We start from the raw sequence: 19,869 nt of genomic DNA on the forward strand, positions 1-19,869 counted from the left end.
GAATAATTTCCTTGGAGCAACATCATCCGATAAGCTGGATAAAGCCGTTGAAAAAATAATGAATGGCGATAAGTCATTAGCCACGGCGAATGAGCTTATTAAGCTGGAAAACGCCGACAAGCGCAGTGATGCACTGGTTTCTAAGTTTATTAAAGATCCTGCGCAACTGACCCGCAGTGAACGGGCTGAACTGGCGGGGTATTTGCGTATTTATGCGTCTGAAATGGAGAAGGAGTACGGCCCGGCAGTTTCTCAGGAATTAGTGAACGGTCTGCTCTCGGGACAGGATTACATGAAACGTAACCCAGACTCTGAGGCCATGGCTAAAGCTCAGAGTATTATGAATACCTGGGGCTACCATAAATCAAATGCCAGCATAGGCGATGCACCGCTGATGTTTGGGAGCAGCGTGCTGGGCACTACCATAAAAGAAGGTATGGCGCTTAATGCGGCAATCGGTGTGGTCGTAAATACGGGCGTACAATTTGGCGGGGATGATCCTTTCAGTTACGTTGATGCCATTATGGCTGGAGTAACAGCGGCAGCCACAACAGGTAAAGGCTGGCAGGCATCAGCAGCTATCAATATGGGAGGTGCTGCGATTAGTAGTGCGATTAAAGGGGAGGATCTAACTAATGCTGCAATTGGTGCTGGTGTAGGCTCTGTTTCTGGTGGTATTGGTGGAACAGTTATAAAAGGAGCGGTGTCGACAGTTGCTAAAGATAGTTTGTCTGATTTAATTGGCGCAACTAGTGGAGCCTATCTAAATGAAAAGGCAGGAGATTTTGTAAAGGATACACTTAATGAAAAAGATAAGAAAAATGTTAGAAAATAGTTTTTATCGGCTTCTGTATCTTATAGTTTCTTGTATAATTTTATTTTTATTTCTTGATATTATTGCGATGCTTGTTGCATCATTAATAGTTTTCTTTAAAACTGGTGCTTTTATATTTAGGTGGGAGGGTGTTTTTGCATCATTTCTCAGTTCTGGATATGTAGGAGGGATTATTTTAGGTGTGGGGTTATGGGTAAAAATTTGGTTGCAAGAGAGAAGAAATAAGTGAGACTTTTATAAAGTTAGCTGGGATTGTTGTTGAGAATAATGCGCTCAGCTTGCCATAAGGAATGATGAGTTATGGTCAACTGGTTGCTTCCTGGAATCAGTATGCTGATGCCAAGAATCTCACTCCGGAACAGAAGCTCCGCACTGTAAGGCGCTGTTCGTGGCGCTGGATGGTGTGGAGGGAGTGGGGCCAAACGGCATCACCAGTACGGTCAGCCACTGGATGAAAGCCTCCGGGGTGGTTGCACACGGGAGTTGCCACCTGTTCCGCCATGCGATGGCGACCCAGATGCTGGAGAACGGAGCCGACCTGCGGTGGATACAGGCGATGCTGGGGCACCGTAGCATGGAGAGCACGCAGATATATACTCAGGTGTCGGTGCGGGCGTTGCAGGCGGTTCATGCCACGACCCACCCGGCAGAGCGTGAAGTACACATCCGGGATGACAATACAGAGGATGAGCATCATAATGACAACACAAATGACACCACGTGAGGTTATGACAATGAGCAGTACTATCCACTTCCGTATCGACGAAGAAACCAAACGGCTGGCAATGCAGGCGGCAAAGCGCCAGCAGATGAGCCTGACGGAGCTGATGCGCCAGCGTGCCGAAGAACTGGCAGCCGAAGAGCGCCGGCATCAGAACAGCGAGCATGAAGGCTGGCTGGAAGCGCAGATAGCGCAGGCGTTCAGCCGTTATGAAGCTGGCGAAGGTGAGTACATCAGCAACGACGAAATGGAAAACCGGATGAAGGCGCTGAAACAACGGGCCGCGCGAGGTACACTGTGAAGGTCAGTGTTGAATGGGAAAAACGCGCACAGCATGACAGGGAGAATATCTTCCTGTACCTGAATCGGGAAGCCAGCGCACTGGTCGCCATCGCAGCCGATGAGCGGCTGGCAGGCATGGCGGCCATCCTTGCAGAAAACCCGCTTGCCGGAGTAAAAGCCGGACGTACAGAGCGTCAGCGCAAGCTTGTGGTGCCTCACTTCCCGTTCATCATCGTCTATGCTACCGAAAATAATAACGTGCGCATCCTGCGCGTGCTTCACACCGCCCGCAAGATAGCCAGCCGCTACAGCCAGAGCTGAGCCTGAACAGCATATTATCCCGCTGACTCCCGCATAATCCCTTAATAACCTGAACAGCCACTTACAGACGCCGCTGAAGTGTGTGTCGTGGCATCACGTCTTCATACTGATATGATGGTGGGGTAGCAGACCTAGTGTTACCGGCCGGGCGGTAGCGTCTGCGGGGCCAAAAACGCTTAACAGCGCAAAAAGTTGCCGCGCCGGAAGTACAGCAGGGAAAACGGTTGTAACTCACGGAAAGCACAGGGAAAAACTGGTTTTATCACAGCAACCTGCGTTGGAAAGAGTTGTTGTGGAGAATAATCCGCTCAGCCTGCCATAAGGAATGATGAGTTATGGTCAGCTGGTTGCTTCCTGGAATCAGTCTGCTGATGCCAAGAATCTCACTCCGGAATAGAAGCAGGCGGGGCTGGATAAGCTGGCAAAAGGTGAGTTACCTGAAAGATTTAATATAAGCAAAGTGATCGTTGATGGTTATAAGGAAGTCACCTGGAGCAACACCCAGGTCAGCGCCGGTGAGCACCTGGCCCTAGCGTCCGGCGACGACACCCACCCGTAGCGGCATCAGTGGGGGCGTCATCGAAATCCGCGACCCCACCGCTCAACAAGCCTCGACGGGTAAGCGCGTGGACGAAACCGTTGCCAGCCTCAACCGCGACGTGTTCACCGGTCGGGCGGGCGCCAACGCGCTCAAGCCCATCTTCAATGAGCAGGAAATCAAGGCGGGCTTCGAGATTGTCGGTGCCCTACAGCGGGAAACGGGCACTTTCCTCAACAACCGTGCCAGGGAGGCCACGGCCGCCAGGCTGGCGCTGGAACAGGAACTCGCCAGGCCCGAAGGTGAACGCGACCCGGCGCGTCTTGCCGCACTTCAGAGATATTCTCCTTAGAAGCGCTATACCAATGATTGCGCAAATTTGTACCACGCCAGAATGATATATTCCCCATTCTTCTGGTTAAAAACGAGAGCGAGGTTGGGGAGAGAATACACCCATTTTTCGATCAGTTACTCACTACATAGGCTGTGAGTGTTAAGCTGTATTCTCCCGGTCGCATGGGAGCGTTGTCCGCCTTCACTAGATCGTATGTTTTCGTACCGTTACCAGGTAATATGGTAGGCTCTATAAAACCATTACATCCATTGACGTCCAATACAGCGATATTTCCACTCGTCGAGCGTGGGAAGACAAGCAATTCTGAGCTATCAGATTTGAACGTCGCAGCCCAGTAGCCAACCCTATTGTATGCCTTGCTTGGAGCACATACTTTATACTGAAACCCCGCAGTATTCATCGATGTAACAGTGAAAGATGTTAATTTTGTACCTACACTTGCAGTTGCTGTAGTGAGATTAGTTGCTGCTGGCCCAGCGGTTATTTGTATTGATGCCACATCTTTTACCGTCCAAGTGGCTTCGGCCTGGCTTTCCAGCGCAGCGATGCAGTTTGTGCCCATACTTATTAGTATAGCCAGACCGATTACCATTTTTTTTATTAGCATGGTTAGTTTTGCCATTTTATGTTTTATCCGATAAAACTGGAGTGAGATAGTCCCGAGCGCTAACCTCACAATGCGAACGGGACCGGTGGATAGTTTACTTTTTAATTAGCTAGTGATCACAGTAGCGTTGAGGGTGATCCTATGAGTCTTGAAAAGAATTGGGTTAGTTAAGGACGTCAAAGGAGTAGCCATTACAATCTCTAGAGTATCGCTCGAATTGGGGAGCATTTCAGTATTTCTTGTATATCCTTTGTGTCCTGCAATGGTAGTCATCGTTGTAGGAAATGAAGAGTTGGCTTTTAGATCAAAGATTAAACCAGCCGTATAGTGATCTAAATTAGAATCATCTAGAAACCATTGATTACCACTGCCTGAAGATTTATTAGCCCATAAATGGTACTTCAGATTTGAACCACTAGTATTTCTTACGGTAAATGTTGCGACTGTCGTCCCTGCTTTTACGACACTCGCAGGCATCGTCTTCGCAGGTCCCGCGGTCATGGTGATACCCACATCGTTAGTGAGCGTGAACTCTGCCGTTGCGCTCGCGGTATCTGCTGCATAGCTGCTGGCCATTGGCAGTGCTGCCAGTAATCCCAATCCGATCAGCCCGTTCTTTGTCAACATAATTAACCTCATTGCTCTTTGTTTTCTCGGACAAGATAAAATTCGCTTGGTGGAATTTTATTTATGCCGTGACCTTGTTTGTCTTATACATATAAATCACCAGGTCAGGTAGACCCGCACCGTCAATATAGGCTTGTTATACTGAGCCCTATTGACCAGTTTATTGAGTAAGTGCAGACCCCGTTTCCGATGATGCCTTAATATACCCGGAACCACCGCGGCGGCCCCGTGTTCATTCGCAGCGGTGCCCCGTCGCGCCTGGCAACATGTTCCTTTTTCGATAAAGCGAACATCCGGATATTGGTTAAGACTCCGTCACTCGCAATAGTCATTAAACCTGTCCAGGGGCTGTGTTGGTGCGAACAATATATGGGCATCCATATGGCGTGCATAATACCTCTCCGTTACTGTATTAAGATAAGTCGTTTCTTTGGCTATAGCGCATTGGCACTAAAAATAAATTCAGCGCATAGAGCCGTAGGATGTCTGTCGGGGACGCGTTGGTTTTACCAGGCTTCTCCAGACAATAATTATAAATAGTGTCTTGCCAGGTCGCTTATTCTGGCGTTAATCAGGCAAAGCCCATATTTAATGCGACAGGTGGCGAATGCCATTACGGCTCAAGATAGCGGCCCTGCACCGTAACGGTATAGGTATCGATTGGCGCGTATTGACCGCCATTCACCACAATATCAAATCGCGCTTGCCTATCACGGGTTAGTTTTATTATGCCCAATCCGCCCTGGCTGTCTGGCTGCCAGCCCGCCTGACCGATAATGACAAATAACTTATGTTGTCGATTGTTTTTCCCCATCAGGATATAGCGATTCGGCGCCTCGCTGCTCCTTGGTGCCTCCAGCCAGACCTGAAACCCGCGGTGCGCCTGCTGGGTTTGAATCTGCCCCTGGCCAATACGTTGACCATCGCGAAGTTGCGGGCTTAAATTCGCCACACTGTTTAAGGTGATGTCGACATTATCGTCGGCATGAGCCTGCATGCTCGCCAGAATCATGCATACGGCGAAGAGACTTTTTATTTTACGTCGCGTCATTTTAGTTCGCTCCCGTTCACTGGCTGACATAATGCGTGCAGGTTGGATACCCCGGCGATGTCATGACCTGCCAACCACTGGAAATCCGCGCGGCAGCGTTGCCGTTGTCCTTTACCCCATTGCACTTGCAGCCGCCCCGCTTCGGGTAAACCGGTCATATAGACCTCCCCGCTATCCCCGACAATCCCTACGCCGCTCTGTTGTTCACCCTGTCCCATGAGATTGGCGATGGCGCCAAAGGGCACCGGTTGACCATTCGCTTGCGTCAGCCTAATCAGCGCGCGTCCGCCAACCCGCGTGGTAAACACCGCCGGAATAATCGCCCCTTCAGTCGGCACCACCTTGGTGTCAGTCTGCGCTATCGCCACATTTGCCGGCAGGGTTACCGGGTTTACGCTCACGCTGTTCTCTTGATACGGCGCCAAGTTACCTAACAGGGTATAGCCACGAAAGTCTGTTCTTACCCCGGGCGCATTCATCACCGCGACACCGCTGGCGTCGGGCGCTTCAATCAGGGCGGCGGTATTCCCCAACCGTTGCCCAAACGTCACCCCCCGCCGGTGGATAACCATCGCGCCCTGAACGCCGGCGTTCATCTGGTTGCCGTTTTTACGGTAACCGTACCCGCCGCTGATTTCGCCGTAGGTGCCGCTCCAGCGTAAGTTCAGGTCGCTGCTATGCCGGTTGCCGCCCGTAGCGCCCTGGGCTATCTGCTCATTCACATTCCAGAACAAGCGCTGGTCAAAGGCCGCGCCATTGACGCCCACGCTATGTAACGCGCCCTGGTCTGTTCGGTTTTGCATCTGGTAGGAGATAGTGCTATTTCCCCCCAGCCAGCGATTGAGCGGCACGCTAATCCACAGGTTAAGCGCGCGCTCGCTCTGATTGTGGCTAGCGCCAGGATAGCCGGCCCAATCCCATTGGCGCTGCGTCCAGTCCAACGACCAGGAGATACCGGCTAGCGTCGGGCCCGAGTAACGCAACGAGAGGTCGTTTTGGCTCTGTGAGCGATTCCAGTAGTTTTCCCGGCTCCCGCTCAAATACAGGGCGCCCCATGCGCCCAGCGGTTGACTCAGGGTGACGCTGGTGCGTGATTTCCGTTTATCGGCAAAATTATTGTCATACCAGGAGCCCGGATAACCCGGCCCGAGATACCAGGCATCCCTCGCATCCTCCCCCTCACCTGAACGATAACTATCGAGCACCTCTGACAGCGAGTTATAGCCTGACGAGGCATACTGGTAACTGGCCAAGGTAAACCCGGTCTGGGTACGTTCAAATGACTTACTGTAGCGCACGCGCCAGGTCTGCCCCGTTTGTGTCGCCTGATGCCGCTTCTGTCCCCGGGATAAGGTACTATCTAGCGATACCGCCCCCCAATCTCCCAGCGACATCCCCAGCCCCACGGCACCGGCCTGATAGTGCTCCGCCCATTGTCCCCCACCGTAAACGGTTAAGTTCCAAGGTAAACCGTACATGAGGGTGGCCTGTCCCACGGGCGCCTTGACGACCGCCGAATCGGCCGCACGGTATTGCCCCAGCATGAGGTTGTATTTCAGGTAGCCCTGGCGTAGCGCAATCGCCGGGGTGGTATAGGGCACACTAAACTGCTGGCGGCTACCGTCCGCCTCAAACACCGTCACCTGTAAATCCCCACCCCCGCCAACGGCCGGAAGGCTGGTCAAGGCAAAGGGGCCCGGGGCTACCGTGGTGTTATAAATGACATAGCCATTCTGTTTCACCTCAATACGCGCCTGTGTCTGGGCAATCCCTTGCACGACGGGGGCAAACGCGCGTTGGCTATAGGGCACCATGGCATCATCGGAGCCCACCATCCCGCCGCGAAACGGCACACTGTCGAACACATCGGAGGGGGTGAACCGCTCCCCCAGGGTTAAACGGCTCTTTATCGCGTACAGTCCCCGCTCAGCATAGGTGTATGCGGTCTGCCACTCGCCCTTCTGGGCCCCCTGTTTCTGCCAGGTGGTTAGGTTACGCACCCGCCAGGCTCCCCAATTCACCCCGGGCTCTAATTGAGCATCCATACTGTTGCTACGGGATGTGATGCCGTTAGCGCGATATGCGGAGCGAAACGTGCTCGCCTGGTAATTCACTAAAAACGCCGGAATGCCCTCATTCCACAACGCCTGCGGCGCGATACCCGAATAATGGGGGCGCAGCGCAATCTGCGGGATACTCAACTGCAATTGTTGGCGGTTGAACAGAAAGGTCGCCTGAGCGTGGGGGATAGCCGCTAGCTGCGCACAACGCGCGGCCTGAGGTGCCCCCGGGTTATTATTCCCCTTGCGGGCCGGAAACAGTCCCGGATAATCGTCCACCTTAATGCCATAACGAACGAGCTGCGCCCGCGTTAAACAGGTTTGTAAAAAAGGCTGCCCCTCGGCGTCCTTTTCAAGGTGGAAGACCATCTCACGAGAGTCAACGCGCTCGCCATTGAGCATCACATCGACTGGATAAGTGCCGGGCAACTGGACGCCTTGCTCAAGCAAGGAAATATCGACGTTATCACCGCCATCCAACTGAGCCGCGTCGAAGGTGTAATAACGGGCTTGCGCCCCCGCGCTGTACAGTCCATTGAACAATACCAGGCTAATCGCCAGGGCGACTGGGCGATATTTCCCGTGACCTCCCGCGTGTTTTTTTAGGAGGGGCTTTTTCATCAAACGACCTGCCATTTTATTTTTCCATCCTAATGTCGCCCTGGCTATTTCGCCGCTCAGACTATGCAGCCGAGCGGGCGCAATACACGGCGATGCCTGCATGGCTTTCGGCAATGCAATGACGTGGACTGATTAAACTCACCGCTTCGTGCGCGTTTATTTTTAGTGTTAATTTCGGTATTGGTTTTTAGTGTTTATTTCTACCGTTAATTTTTAGCGCCGGGGCTTTTTCCTGATTGGTTATTGCGTGGTTCTTACGATTTTATTTTACTGTCGAGATGATGATTTAATCTCGGCCTGATACACCGGGCTCACACCACCGTAATCGGTGACCACGCTCCAGGTAACCTTCCCGGAGGCCCCGTTGGGGAAAGGAAAGGTGGACGATGAAAACGGCGGCACATAGTGCAAATCAGCAACCGCGGCACTGCCGACCTTCAACGACGCCAAATTCATATAGAACGGCGTGTCATTGACCGCCTGTAACTGCTTGCCCTGGCGCGACCAGGTCAGCGATGACGCCACATCCTCAGGATGTCCCTTTAGGCTGTCGGGGCGCACAAATAGCTTGATGCAACTATTGATAGACAGCTGGAGGTTCAAGGAAATGTTTTTGTTTACCGCCGACCGTCCCGTTTTATCTTTAGCCCACAGGTCATCCGCCTTAGGGGGAATGCCTTTTACGCATAACCATTGGAGCGACTCGCGGTCGTTGGCGAACGTCCCGCCAGTACGGACGATGCGCAGATTACTCTGTTGCAACCCATCCAGACGAAACAAGGGCGGCGTCACCACAAAGGGTGCCTTGCTTTGCATATCCTCGGCATATACCCGCGATTGAACCAGCATCGGGTAGTTTTGCGGGTTGCTGACGGACAGGGTTTGTCCCATGGAATCTGGCGCATAGATAACCCGCGTCGCGCCCAATTTAACCCCAAACTCTTGCGTGTTTTGTTCAATCTTGGGCTCTGGCGCGGCAGGGCTCACCAGCGGCACGCCGCTTAAAGTCAAGCATGCCGCCAGAAGCCAGTGGTTTTTTCTGGTATGTTGGCGATGCAATACAGAATCTAACATAGCGCTCTCATTGGTTGTTGATGGTTCTAGGCGACATGCCATCGCCACAATGACTGTGGCTGGCGCAATGTGCGCGAGCGATAACGTCGCCCCGTCCCCTGCCGACGCTATTCATCAGGAAACAGTATGGGCAGAGAAATTATCTTCCTCTAACAAATCGAGAATATTCTAGCCAAGTGTTTAATCTGAAAAAAGCGATATATGCGATCTTTTATGTCGAAGCTATGGCGATAATTTGGTTTATGATACTGCGCATGTTGAATATTTTGGACATAAGCTCTGACTTTGATTGTTGGCATAGATCAAAAGATCGTCTATATAGCCTTTTGCCAAACATTCGTTTATTTTTCTCATTAAAAAATAGTGCTTTTAGATCAACGCTAAAAAAAGAAAATAATAAAAATCAAAATAACAGAAATACTCTAAATAAATTACCACAAAATATAAAGCCAGCTTCCGTTAATTAGCACTGGAGATTAGTGATAACGGAAAAACTAATAATCACGGAAATTAAATAATAAAAAAAGATAGAGGTCGTTGAGATAAAGAAAAGCGATTAACTGACCCCGCCTCGTATCGCGTGTAGGGTATGGTTTGACGTTAATGGCGTCGTAATCGCGTTATGCTCGCCAGCAATGGGATACCGTGGAGCGGGACGGGGAGTCACTGAGCGCGTGGAGCAAAATAGCGGACTATATAACGGTGAATCGCCTGTTTTTTGATAAAAAATCAAAATGATTGGGGAGGATTTCTCCATTATATTTTCAGCTCAATCGGCTTAATGCCAGAGGATGATGCATCGTTAGCGGGATAAGCCCAGTAGGGGAAAGGCGGTGAATATAGTCGCGCGGCGGCAAGATCTGCGAAAAAATCACCCCCGTCAGGGGGGTTTTTGGTGTCAGGAGAAAAATGCCACTGCAAGCGAAGAATCCCCAGCGCGGCAAATTTCCTCGTCAGCTTGCCGGCATCCCCTGTTTCGGTGGCGTTGGCCGGTGTGGGTGGCGGTTTTTGCTTGGTTCTGTGCAAACGTAATTCGTGTTTCGGTATTGTGGGGCTTTGCCATGGCGCGTATACCGCCGGACAATGTGGGAAAAGAGTGGGTAGGCCAGTTGAGCCAGACGCTGTTTTCAGCGAGAAGCGTGGGGAAATCACGTTGTGGACAGCGCGATCGCGAGGTAAAAAAGAACAGGCCGAGGCCTGTCCTAAGTTATCGAGCGTGGATCAGTTAAACCATCCGCTGGCCTTATCGGCTGCTGCCTTACCAGCATTCTCGATACCGCTCCCCATTCGCTCTTTGAGGTGTTTATCGCCCTCGCTTTCGTTGCGGATGGCGTCGCCGACGGCGGACTTGTTGCTGATTTCAGCACGGCGCTCCGCCGCATCCAGTTGCATCTGGTTCTTCTGCTCCTCATCCGCCAGCTTGCTACGGGCGTGGTTGCGTGCTTTAGAGAGTTCGAGCTCGGAACGGCGGGCATCCATCTCCATCTTCATGTTCTCCAGCTCCATCTGGCGCAGTTGATCCTGGTAGGCTTGCTCACGCTGCTTATCGGCCATCCGTTCCTCATGGGCTTCGCGTTGCGCGGCCAATTGTTGCTGCTCGCGTTTGACGCGTGCCTGTTCAGCGGTACGCTGGCGTTGTGCCGCGACGGCTTGCTCGTGACGCAGGCGCGCCTGGTGGGCGGCGTTGGCCTGGGCCTGTCGCTGGGCTTCCTCTTGCGCTCCTTGCTGTTCTGCGGCGGCGACCGCGCTCAGTTGGGATGAGAGCGGAGTGGCGCCGGCGAGCGCCGGTACGGCTAACAGCAGGGCGAGTAATGGCTTGCGCATGGTAGGCTCCGCTTAGGCTTTTTTAGGGCAGGTCGCGTTTGGCTGGATGCGAGTCTCTCCCTTTTCCGTGGCGATCACCAGCGCAATGCCCGGTTGGAACTGACAGGTTTCCCCAACTTGGGTAGAGGTATAAATCTTGCTGCCCTCCTTGTATGTTAAGGAGACGCCATGTACCAGCACCTTGTCTTTTACCAGTGAGCCCGCCGCGGCGCCTGTCGCGGCACCGGCGGCCCCACCGGCCACGGCGCCGGCCCGTGAACCATGTCCCAGGTTGTAGCCGCCGGCTGCCCCGGCGACACTACCCAGGATGGCGCCGACGGTCTGCGCCATCTCTTTATTTTCTTTATTATCGACGGCGACTTTGGCGGGGAGTATGGAAATAAGATTAACGGTCTTACTTTCCTGCTTTTGATTCAGCTGAGTAGGGTTATAGACATCGGCAGCATATTGATCAGCATTATTCATACAACCAGACAGCAATAAAGAGGAGAAAGTCAGTAGTGCACAGGAAGTTTTCAATTTCATTTAAGATACCATTTTCTGTCAAAAAACGCATGGCGGCATAATATGCCGCGGCGGAACATCATCACCCAATAATTAGAACAGCGTATGTGTGGGTAGCGCGTGAAGCGCTCTAGTGCCATTGGATTCGTAGCGCGGATTTATTTTAAGGCTGATTGGCTTGCTTATATATTAGATGGAAATCGCATCATAACTCGCTAAAAAACAGTATGTTGCATTTAACGACCTAGACGGTTTTATTTTCTGGCGGCGATTCTATGCTTGATGCCTAATGCTGTAAACCAGGTGTCGGCTTTATTTGAATGTATAAATAACTTAACATTTGACTTAGTGCGTCATTAACTGCTGCTAGTTGGTGTTGGTTTGCCTACTTAATTCGCTGATAGGCTGATAGATAAAATCAATTAATGTATTTATCGTGTTTTCACCTTGTCGCATAAAACGTTAAGTTATTTGATGGTAATCAAGATGAGGCTGTATTTTGCCGAAAATAAGCACAGAGATTGTGGTGATTTTATTGTTTTATTAGTTCAGTGTTATGGCGCTATTCCAATTGTATTACTTATGGTTGTTTACTGTTGAGTAAGATAAGGCATTCACGGGAAGTGCGGCGGAGGAGAGTGGATGGGGGAAATGAGGCGACTGGCCGTGGCAGATTTGTCGAGGCTGAGGAGAGAGAAGGGCAGCACGGTGATGTGGAGAGCATGACCGTGCTGTGCAGTTACGTTAGCGGGTATAGAGCGATGGCATGCCCGCCGGACGCGTTTTGAAGCGGCGGTGTAGCCACAGGTATTGTTCCGGGGCGCGCAGGATCTCGCGTTCGACGATACGGTTCATGAAGGTGGCGGCCTGTACCATATCGTGTGCTGGATAGCCATCCAGTTCCGGCTCGATGATCAACTGATAGCCTTGGGCTCCGGGTTTACGGATCAGCACGGTGGTCAGCATGACGGCGTTGGACAAGCGTGCCAGTGTGGCGGTGCCGTTGGTAGTGGCGGCGCTGCTGACGGCAAAGAACGGTGCGAAGGAGCTGCCGCGCGGGCCATAATCCTGATCGGGCGCGAACCAGACCGCTTCCCCGCTTTTCAGGGCGCCGACGATGCCTTTCAGATTCTTACGATCCAGCATCTGCTTATTGCCTCGCGAGCGTCCCCGGGTTTGGAGATACTCTAACACCGGGTTATTGTGCGGGCGGTAGACGGCCATCATGGGGTTACACAGTCCCATTACGCGTCCACCGAGGTCGAGCGACATGAAGTGAACACCGACGACTAACACCCCTTTCCCTTTTTGCCGTGCCGCCTGCATGTGCGTCAGGCCGGAGACCTCGAACCAACGCCGGATGCGGCGATCCGACCAGAACCAGGCGATGCCGAGCTCGAATAGGGCGATCCCTAAGGATTTGAAGTTTTCCCGCACGATCTGGGCTATCTGTTCCGGGCTTTTCTCCGGGAAGCACAGCGTGAGATTCTGGCGAGCGATGGAGGCACGCCGCGCCATCAGGCGCATGGCGCATAGACCGAGCAGGCTACCTAGCGCACAGATCCAGCGGTAGGGCATCTGTACCAACAGATAGAGTAAACCGATACCTAACCACAGCATAAAATAACGAGGGTGTAAAAATGCCCGGCGGAAGTGAAAGGTTTTTTTCATTGTTTCCTGATAGTCATGCATAAATTATGTTATCGCGGCCTTCGCGCTTGTCGCGGTAACGACGGTCATGAGGCTTTGACATTATTTTTTAATATAAATAAGACGTCCTGGCGAAGGCACTGTGAGCCCTAACATTCCGCTCGCCGGCGTGTGTGCGCTCGCCCTGCGCAGAGACTCGCGAGTGAACTCGGATGCTTGCGGGCGAGTGCGTACGTACGTATGGAGCCCTGGCACGCCTGGATCGTGCGTCAATGCTCGCTTGTTCGGCAGTGTCCTATTTTCATTCGGAGAACAGCGGCCCGGCAAGTGGAGGCCGATCACGGAAGGCGGAAGATGCTGAACAGGTGAATGGCTGCGTTAGGGTTGCCTTATTGGTCAAACCAGTGATGGCATTAACTCATGGGGCCGGACTTTTCGCAAGCGCTATTTGGACGGGGGCGCACGATTAAGAGCATTCCCCATAACGACAATATTCTTGTTCAGGTTATTTATTAAATCTATTTAAGCGCTGGGCGTTATTTGATTGCGTCGCTAACCGTTCTCGCTACGCAGAACGGCCCCAGACGGGGCCGTTGCGATGCTTAACGGCGTGTTAGCGTGAGCGCGAGTGGCTGGGCCGCCACCGTCGTCACGCGTAGCCGTGTATTGCCGTCCTGGTGGCTCAGGCTGACGGCGGCATTCGGCTGCGCCAGTTGCCACTGCCCTTTTAAGGTCAGTTGAGCCTGCTGCGGCGTCGACGCGTTGCTACGCCAAGGGCGGGAATAGATGCTGACCTCGCGCTGTTTGCCGTCGGCACCGATCTGGTCGGGATCTTGCCCCGTGTATAACGCCAAATCCGGGTTGACGACGCTGAGGCGTAACGTATCCCCGTGCGCAGCGAGTAGCGCCATCACCGGGGTATCGCTGGCCAGTAGCAGGCCGTCACCGTGATGCTGCGTGGCTTGGAAGAAGGCGTATCCCTCTTGACCGCTGAGCTGATCGCGCACGGCGTGCAGGCGGTTGTCTTTCTGCAATACGCGGTAATCCGGCGCTTGGGCCTGGGGCGCATCGATGGCGATGGCATATTCATACCCCTGTTGCTGTGGTGCGTTACCATGCAGCAGGCTGGCGACGGCGAAGACCCCTTCAGTCGGTGCATCGTTGCGGTCATCGACCGAGTGTTGCCGCTGGTAGCTGACGCGGAGTTGTTGGCCCGCCGGTAGCCAGTAACTGTTACCCGCCGGGTCGACGAGATGGCTGGCGCCTTGCAACACCTGCTGACTACCGATTTGGTTGAGGCTTTTCCCGTTGACCTGAATGGCTTGTTGCTGCGGGACGGCGAATTGGAACAGCGTCGTCTCTGTCGGGTGGCGGCGATCATCATTGCTGATCCCCGAGCCGAGGGCGATCACCCGGTTGTCAAACAGGAAGTAGGACTTGTTGGCGCGCAGGCTCTCTTGACCATACTTACTGTGACCGTGCAGTTTCATGGCAAACATACTGTTGCCATCCAGGGCGTTGGCACCGACGTAGCGTTCCGTCGACAGCAGCATCTCCTCGATCCCGGCTCCCGGCAACTGGTTAAGCTGCGCCTTGAGCAGGGGATAGGGCAGGATCACACTGGTGGTACCCGGATAACGGTTCCAGTCCCAGCCCGCATGGCTGAAGCCTTGGCGTTTAGCATCGGCCGGAATGATCTCTAACTGCCCATACTGAAGATAGCGCCCATAACGGTTGTTCTTCTGGTAGCTCTCGTTACCCACCAGATAACGGCTGAAGCCGCGGGCGATGGCCAGCCAAGAGCGTCCCGCTTCCTGTTGCCCGGCGCGACGTTGGATCGCCATCGCCGCGTAGTTCATCGCCCATGCGCCGCTAGGCTCAGCCTCGGCGGGAACATCGGCAAAGCGAGTCTCGCCGGCGAGTCGAGCGTAAGCGGCGGCCAGCTCGGGGTCGACGGCTTGGCTGCCGTCCGGCGAACCGGCTAGCGCCATCCATTTAAACGGGGCGATGGTGATGGCGTGTAGCCCGGTAGGGTGGCGGCCGCTGAGCGTTAGTGGGATCTGGGTTTCCTTGGTATAGATGCGCATCTTCAGCAGCACCTCTTTCAGGCGTTGATGGGCCGCCGTCGGGAGACGGAACGGTGAGGCGCTTAAGGCGTAGACCGTCGGTGCCAGTCCGCCGAAGGCGTCCTTGGCATAGGCCGGGTAGTGTTGCGAGTGATGGAAGATAGCGCCATCGGGCTTGAAACCGCCGCCGACACCCTGGGAGCGCAGGACCGTCTTCGCCAGCCATTGGCTGGTTTGGTTGAGCAACGCGTCGCGTTGGGCCGGATCGGGCAGCATCAGGATGCTCTTCACCATCCATTGCAGTTGGGTGTTGAGGATATCCACGTTGGCATCGACGATCTGATCGTCGGGCTCGAAGATGCGTCCGGTGGCGTTGTACCACATCATTGCCTGTTGGGTCGGCGCCAGTAAGTGGTGTTGCGCCAACAGGTTGCGCTGGATAAACCAGGCATCGAACAGCTCGCGTGTCTGGTAGCCGACGTGGGTGATGATCTGGTAACCGCTACCGCCTGCAAATCCCTGGTCGAGGACATAGCGGGTGGTGTCGAGGAATTGGCGTTGCAGCGCTTCGCGCTGTTGGGCGGTCAGGGTGTCGCTCCGTAGATAACGGGCAGTTTGCAACAGGATCTTACCGACATTCCGGATCGGGTTGGCGTCGGTTAAGGCGGCAAGCGTCTGCGGGCTAAACACCCCATTGACTTTCATGAAGTGCTGACGGTTGGGGTGGTCGAGCGGGCGTCCGCCGATGGTGCCGTCAGCCAGCGGATGGATGGCTAATTGACGATAGGCCGCCAGGTTCTGCGCTACCTGCTCGGCGCTGACCGGACTGTCGCTCCGAATGCCATGATAGTCGTCGAAGCGACGATAGATCGGGGCACTGGGGCCACTACGATCGTCGAAGGGGACGGCGAAGTTGAGCGTGGGGACGTGTTGGCTCAACATTGCGTCATACATCAACAACGCACTCCAGTTTTTGCTCACCATCTGGTTGACGGCGGTATTGGCGAACGGCGTGGTGTAGTCAGGCAGAGGCCAACGGTTATCGACCGGTACCCCTAACATGATCTGATCGAGATAGAGCGTGCCAGCTTGGGCCGGCGCGGTGATGGTCAGGCGATCCATCTGGGCGGCGGGCTTGCCCTGCATGTCACGGTAAGGTACGGCAATGCCGCGCCAACCGCTGAAGTCCAGCTTGGCCTGAAAATGGGCCGTCGTGCGCTCACCTTGGGCGAAACGGAAGGTCAGCACATCGTTCACGGGGCGCTCGTTGTAGATCCAAGCCATAAAGGTGAGGGGCGTGGCGCTATCGGGTGTGTCGCGGTAGATGATCGGTGACTGGATGGTCAGGGTGGCGGCCGGTTCATAACGCCACTTCAGGGCGTGAGTCCCATCTTTGGCGCGCAGATCGCTGATGCTGATGACCCCTTTGTGGCTGCTTAGCGAATCCGGTAGCGTTTGTTCGAATAGATAGACCGCATTACCGCTCGGCTCCATACTGACCGAGGGAAGGGCGGCGGCCAAGGGGGCCGACAGGCAGGCCAGCACGCCGAGGGTAATGAGATTGATACCGTGATGGTTTTGCATGGGCGGGTATTCCATAGTCAAACGTGAACAAGGCGGGCGGGGGAACCCCCGCCCGCACAGCGTTTAGGGCATTTTCTTCAGGGCAATCTGCTGGGGAATGCCGAAGTCGATGTGGAAACGCAGCCGTGTCTCGTCGCCGCTGGTTGCGCAGTCGATGCCTTGCTCCGGCGTTGCCGGTTGCCAACGCCCGCGCAGGGTGACGTCGATGGTGACTGGCTTCGCCGCCTTTTGGCGAGTCATGTTGAGATCCGGCGTCACCGCGCTGAGTACCAGGCCGCCGTCCTGCGGGCGGGTCATCACGATGGCAGGGCGGTTCACGCCGATCACCGGCCCTTCGCTGAGGCGTTGAGTCCGGTAGAAGACATACCCCGTCACCTGACTGAGATTGTCGCGGATGACGTGAACCCCGTCGTTACTGCGCAGGACGGTGAATGGGGCTTTACCCTGCTTCAGCTGTTGAGCCAGTTGGTTCATGCGTTGCGGCGTAGCGTCGAGCACCACCAGATATTGGTAGGCGCCATTTTTGACCGCCTTGCCATGATCGAGCCAAGCGACGCTGAACTCTCCCTCCGTCGGCGCCATGCTCTTATTGTCAGCAGAGTGTTGTCGCTGGCGGCGAACTTCCGCCGTCGGCCCCTGTACCAGCAGATAACCGTTGCCGTTGGCGTCGATCAGCCAGTCACCGTTGTGCAGGCTGCCCTGCCAACTGGCGGCATCGATGCGCTGCCCGTTGACCCAGATGGCGCTCTCCTTCCCTGGCTGGTTAGCCAGTTGGAACAAGGTGGTCTCCAAGGCATGTTTGCTGTCGCTGCTATGGAGATCGCTGCCGACCATGATCAGACGATCATCGACGGCCAGGACGCTTTTCAGCGCGCGTAGCGCCTGATCGAAACTGGGCTGCTCACGCGCAGGCCGCAGATCGAAGGCGAGCATGCCATAGCGGCCCTCCAACGATGAGGCGCCGCTGAAGGGGTGCTCGCCACGTAGCATCAGGGTGTGGCGATTGGGGCTATTGAGTGCTGCTAACGGCAGATGCAGGGTGGTGGCGCCGGGCATGCGGTTCCAGTCCCAGCCCGCCTGTTGATAGCCCTGATCCTCCTGGGCACCGTGAGCGACGATCTGGACCACACCATGGCTCTGATAGCGGCCATAACGGTTATCTTTCAAGTAGATCTCCGAGGACCAGACGTTGCTGTTAAAGGCCTTCAACGTCACCATCTTATCGTGCCAACGGTGGATGCCGAAGGCACCGCCATTAAAGGCGTAGAAGCCCTGCGGTAAGTCCGCCGGCGGGATGGCGCTACCGAACAGCGCCTTGGCATCGGCCTCGCTCTTCCCCGCCAGGCGGAGGTAGATGGCCGCCAGGGTCGGATCGGGCTGCTTGCCGTAGGCCATCGCCAGCCAGTAATAGGCGTTGGTCAGGCTGGCGAGCGACGGCGAGTTAAACGGATGGCGTCCGGCCAGCGAGATCCCGGTCTGCGGATTACTGTAGATCCAGGCGGCGACCATTGCCTGCTTAAGCTTATCCAGCCCTGCGCGCTGTAGGGCGAAGGGGGTGTCACGCAGCAGGTAGGCCAACTGGGCGGCGTTCTTGAAGGCCGGGAAGGAGTAGCCCGGATAGTTCCCTTCATGACGCCAGGCGGTGCCGTCAGGACGTAAGCCGTCGTTACTGCCCGGCGGTGTCTGCGCCAAGGCATCGCTGATGTAATGGCTGAAAGTATTCAGCAGATCGATACGCTGTTGCGGGTTGGGCTCCAGCAGCAGCAGGGCGAGATGCTGGCGCGACAGGGTATTGAAGTAGTCCAGGTTGCTGCTCTGCGGACCGACTTTCATGTCGAAGCTGGCTTTAAATTCGCGCGAATACCACAGCAGTGCATCATAGACTTGTTGCGTCAGTTTGGCCTGATCCAACACCGGATTCATCAACAGCGCCGAGATGTACCACCAGCGGGCACTGTACCCCCAGTGGTGGGTGGTGACCAGACCACTGCCTTTAGTGAAGCCCTGATCGAGCAGGTGGCGGGTCATCAGCAGATACATGTCGGCCAATTCTTTGCGCACCGCCGCGTCGTGACTCTGGCGGTAGGCGTGACTGATGTTGTACATCAGCGTGGTGTAATCCCCCAGGATGACGTAGTGATCAAACTTCGCCTTGTCTTGTGCGCTCAAGAATTCCGGTTGATAGAGTACTTTCTGTTTGTCGGTGATCAGGTGGCGACCGCTGAGGGTGCCATCGGCCGCGACGCGGATCTGTAATGCCTGGAAGGCGGTGCGCAGCTTGCTCAGGTCGGCTTCGGCCTTCAGGTTGCTATCTTGTGGGCCGTTGACGAACTCCTCGATCAACCGTTGGCGGATCTGTTCGACGCCGGCTTGGTTAGCCGCGGTGAGCGCCAGCGTGGGCTTGGCGTGGTGAAAGCTGATCTCCGGCTCGTTGTAGCGTGTTTTGACGTGGTAATCCGACCATTGATAACGGGCATCATCGACCGAGATCATCACGCGATCGATGAACAGACGGCCAGACTTCTCGCTGGAGGGGGCGCGGAAGCGGATGGTATCGATATGCCCGCCGAGCGGGCGGCTAACGCTGGGCTCGCCCGCATCTTCGTCGCTGCGTACACCGACGCCGCTCATCTCTCGATTGACCAGGTCGTTATTCAACGAGACGCCGACGGCGCGCCAACCCTGGAAGTTCAGTTTGACCTGGGTGCCGGCGTCGGCCTCATTGTTGCCGTTAAGGCCATTGCCGAGATCGACGGTCAGTACATCGTCGATCGGTTTCTCGTTGTAGATCCAGAAAGAGAGCACCGGCGTGGCGGCACGTCCCCAGGCTTTAGAGACCTGGGCATCTGTCGGAATGTCCATGGCGTGGCGCAGTAACAGGCTGGCGCCGCGCTGCCAGTCCCAGACCAGTGCGCGTTCGCCCATGATGGCGCGTTTATCGCTTAGGGCGACGCGTGAGCCCGCCGTCGTCGTAATGTCGGCGAGATCGCCGGGTTGATCGAAACTGTAGATCTGTGCGCGCATGAGCGCGGCACGCTGGGCGGCGGCGTCGTTCGGCGCCGCAGAGAGTGGGGCGTTGAGCAGCAGGGCGGCAATCGAGGCCGCCAGCAGGGTGCGATGCATGGATGACATGATAAATTCCCTTTCTC

General features: G+C 54.9%; 15 protein-coding genes and 2 pseudogenes. 6 read left to right on the forward strand and 11 right to left on the reverse strand.

The window, feature by feature from the left end:
* The 6 genes and pseudogenes from EHO01S_RS19040 to EHO01S_RS13390 form a co-directional block, all read left to right on the forward strand.
* Window positions 1-835, forward strand: a pseudogene (locus tag EHO01S_RS19040) (filamentous hemagglutinin N-terminal domain-containing protein); the annotation flags it as partial.
* Window positions 804-1,064, forward strand: coding sequence for a hypothetical protein (locus EHO01S_RS18430; RefSeq protein ID WP_232238241.1), 261 nt, complete (start codon window positions 804-806; stop codon window positions 1,062-1,064). The pseudogene EHO01S_RS19040 and the gene EHO01S_RS18430, both read left to right, overlap by 32 nt.
* Window positions 1,065-1,202: 138 nt before the next feature.
* Window positions 1,203-1,559, forward strand: a pseudogene (locus tag EHO01S_RS13375) (tyrosine-type recombinase/integrase); the annotation flags it as partial.
* A 10-nt stretch (window positions 1,560-1,569) separates the two neighbouring features.
* Window positions 1,570-1,857 carry a damage-inducible protein J gene (locus EHO01S_RS13380; protein WP_024524428.1) on the forward strand — a complete coding sequence of 96 codons (288 nt, stop codon included), beginning with the start codon at window positions 1,570-1,572 and terminating at the stop codon, window positions 1,855-1,857.
* Window positions 1,854-2,159, forward strand: coding sequence for a type II toxin-antitoxin system RelE/ParE family toxin (locus tag EHO01S_RS13385; RefSeq protein WP_024524429.1), 306 nt, complete (start codon window positions 1,854-1,856; stop codon window positions 2,157-2,159). Before EHO01S_RS13380 ends, EHO01S_RS13385 begins: the two co-directional genes overlap by 4 nt.
* Before the next feature lie 626 nt (window positions 2,160-2,785).
* Window positions 2,786-3,049 (forward strand): hypothetical protein, encoded by a 264-nt coding sequence (locus tag EHO01S_RS13390; RefSeq protein WP_024524430.1) that lies wholly within the window; start codon window positions 2,786-2,788, stop codon window positions 3,047-3,049.
* Between the two features lie 112 nt (window positions 3,050-3,161).
* On the opposite strand, the gene EHO01S_RS18920 is transcribed toward EHO01S_RS13390, so the two are convergent.
* The 11 genes from EHO01S_RS18920 to EHO01S_RS13435 form a co-directional block, all read right to left on the reverse strand.
* The gene (locus EHO01S_RS18920; protein WP_148707544.1) at window positions 3,162-3,674 is read right to left on the reverse strand and encodes a hypothetical protein; all 513 of its coding nucleotides are present in this window, start codon (window positions 3,672-3,674) and stop codon (window positions 3,162-3,164) included.
* Window positions 3,675-3,764: 90 nt separating this feature from the next.
* A complete protein-coding gene (locus tag EHO01S_RS13395) occupies window positions 3,765-4,286 on the reverse strand; it encodes a hypothetical protein (protein ID WP_024524431.1) in 522 nt (173 codons plus the stop codon).
* A 613-nt stretch (window positions 4,287-4,899) separates the two neighbouring features.
* A complete protein-coding gene (gene afaD / locus EHO01S_RS13400) occupies window positions 4,900-5,337 on the reverse strand; it encodes an AfaD family invasin (RefSeq protein ID WP_024524432.1) in 438 nt (145 codons plus the stop codon).
* Complete coding sequence (locus EHO01S_RS17645) at window positions 5,334-8,018, reverse strand: fimbria/pilus outer membrane usher protein (RefSeq protein WP_051355223.1); 2,685 nt, start codon at window positions 8,016-8,018, stop codon at window positions 5,334-5,336. Before EHO01S_RS17645 ends, afaD begins: the two co-directional genes overlap by 4 nt.
* Before the next feature lie 267 nt (window positions 8,019-8,285).
* On the reverse strand, window positions 8,286-9,092 hold the full coding sequence (locus tag EHO01S_RS13410; RefSeq protein WP_024524434.1) for a fimbria/pilus periplasmic chaperone: 807 nt from the start codon (window positions 9,090-9,092) through the stop codon (window positions 8,286-8,288).
* A 756-nt stretch (window positions 9,093-9,848) separates the two neighbouring features.
* Complete coding sequence (locus tag EHO01S_RS18925; RefSeq protein WP_148707545.1) at window positions 9,849-10,118, reverse strand: hypothetical protein; 270 nt, start codon at window positions 10,116-10,118, stop codon at window positions 9,849-9,851.
* Between the two features lie 195 nt (window positions 10,119-10,313).
* Window positions 10,314-10,916, reverse strand: a complete 603-nt coding sequence (locus EHO01S_RS13415; RefSeq protein ID WP_024524435.1) for a hypothetical protein — start codon at window positions 10,914-10,916, stop codon at window positions 10,314-10,316.
* 12 nt (window positions 10,917-10,928) lie between these two features.
* Window positions 10,929-11,441, reverse strand: a complete 513-nt coding sequence (locus EHO01S_RS13420) for a YMGG-like glycine zipper-containing protein (RefSeq protein WP_024524436.1) — start codon at window positions 11,439-11,441, stop codon at window positions 10,929-10,931.
* Window positions 11,442-12,164: 723 nt separating this feature from the next.
* On the reverse strand, window positions 12,165-13,091 hold the full coding sequence (lpxL, locus tag EHO01S_RS13425) for an LpxL/LpxP family Kdo(2)-lipid IV(A) lauroyl/palmitoleoyl acyltransferase (RefSeq protein ID WP_024524437.1): 927 nt from the start codon (window positions 13,089-13,091) through the stop codon (window positions 12,165-12,167).
* Window positions 13,092-13,672: 581 nt separating this feature from the next.
* Window positions 13,673-16,720, reverse strand: a complete 3,048-nt coding sequence (locus EHO01S_RS13430; RefSeq protein WP_024524438.1) for a chondroitinase family polysaccharide lyase — start codon at window positions 16,718-16,720, stop codon at window positions 13,673-13,675.
* 63 nt (window positions 16,721-16,783) lie between these two features.
* Window positions 16,784-19,852 (reverse strand): chondroitinase family polysaccharide lyase, encoded by a 3,069-nt coding sequence (locus EHO01S_RS13435; RefSeq protein WP_035370625.1) that lies wholly within the window; start codon window positions 19,850-19,852, stop codon window positions 16,784-16,786.
* Window positions 19,853-19,869 lie beyond the last annotated feature (17 nt).

This window comes from Edwardsiella hoshinae NBRC 105699 = ATCC 33379 (genome assembly GCF_000474215.1).
Taxonomy (GTDB): domain Bacteria; phylum Pseudomonadota; class Gammaproteobacteria; order Enterobacterales; family Enterobacteriaceae; genus Edwardsiella; species Edwardsiella hoshinae.

Excerpts from the sequence above, each read along its gene's own strand:
- EHO01S_RS18430 (WP_232238241.1), top strand. The coding sequence starts at position 804 with ATGAAAAAGATAAGAAAAATGTTAGAAAATAGTTTTTATCGGCTTCTG.
- EHO01S_RS13380 (WP_024524428.1), top strand. The coding sequence starts at position 1,570 with ATGAGCAGTACTATCCACTTCCGTATCGACGAAGAAACCAAACGGCTG.
- EHO01S_RS18920 (WP_148707544.1), bottom strand. The coding sequence starts at position 3,674 with ATGGCAAAACTAACCATGCTAATAAAAAAAATGGTAATCGGTCTGGCT.
- EHO01S_RS13395 (WP_024524431.1), bottom strand. The coding sequence starts at position 4,286 with ATGTTGACAAAGAACGGGCTGATCGGATTGGGATTACTGGCAGCACTG.
- afaD (WP_024524432.1), bottom strand. The coding sequence starts at position 5,337 with ATGACGCGACGTAAAATAAAAAGTCTCTTCGCCGTATGCATGATTCTG.
- EHO01S_RS17645 (WP_051355223.1), bottom strand. The coding sequence starts at position 8,018 with ATGAAAAAGCCCCTCCTAAAAAAACACGCGGGAGGTCACGGGAAATAT.
- EHO01S_RS13410 (WP_024524434.1), bottom strand. The coding sequence starts at position 9,092 with ATGTTAGATTCTGTATTGCATCGCCAACATACCAGAAAAAACCACTGG.
- EHO01S_RS13415 (WP_024524435.1), bottom strand. The coding sequence starts at position 10,916 with ATGCGCAAGCCATTACTCGCCCTGCTGTTAGCCGTACCGGCGCTCGCC.
- EHO01S_RS13420 (WP_024524436.1), bottom strand. The coding sequence starts at position 11,441 with ATGAAATTGAAAACTTCCTGTGCACTACTGACTTTCTCCTCTTTATTG.
- lpxL (WP_024524437.1), bottom strand. The coding sequence starts at position 13,091 with ATGAAAAAAACCTTTCACTTCCGCCGGGCATTTTTACACCCTCGTTAT.
- EHO01S_RS13430 (WP_024524438.1), bottom strand. The coding sequence starts at position 16,720 with ATGCAAAACCATCACGGTATCAATCTCATTACCCTCGGCGTGCTGGCC.
- EHO01S_RS13435 (WP_035370625.1), bottom strand. The coding sequence starts at position 19,852 with ATGTCATCCATGCATCGCACCCTGCTGGCGGCCTCGATTGCCGCCCTG.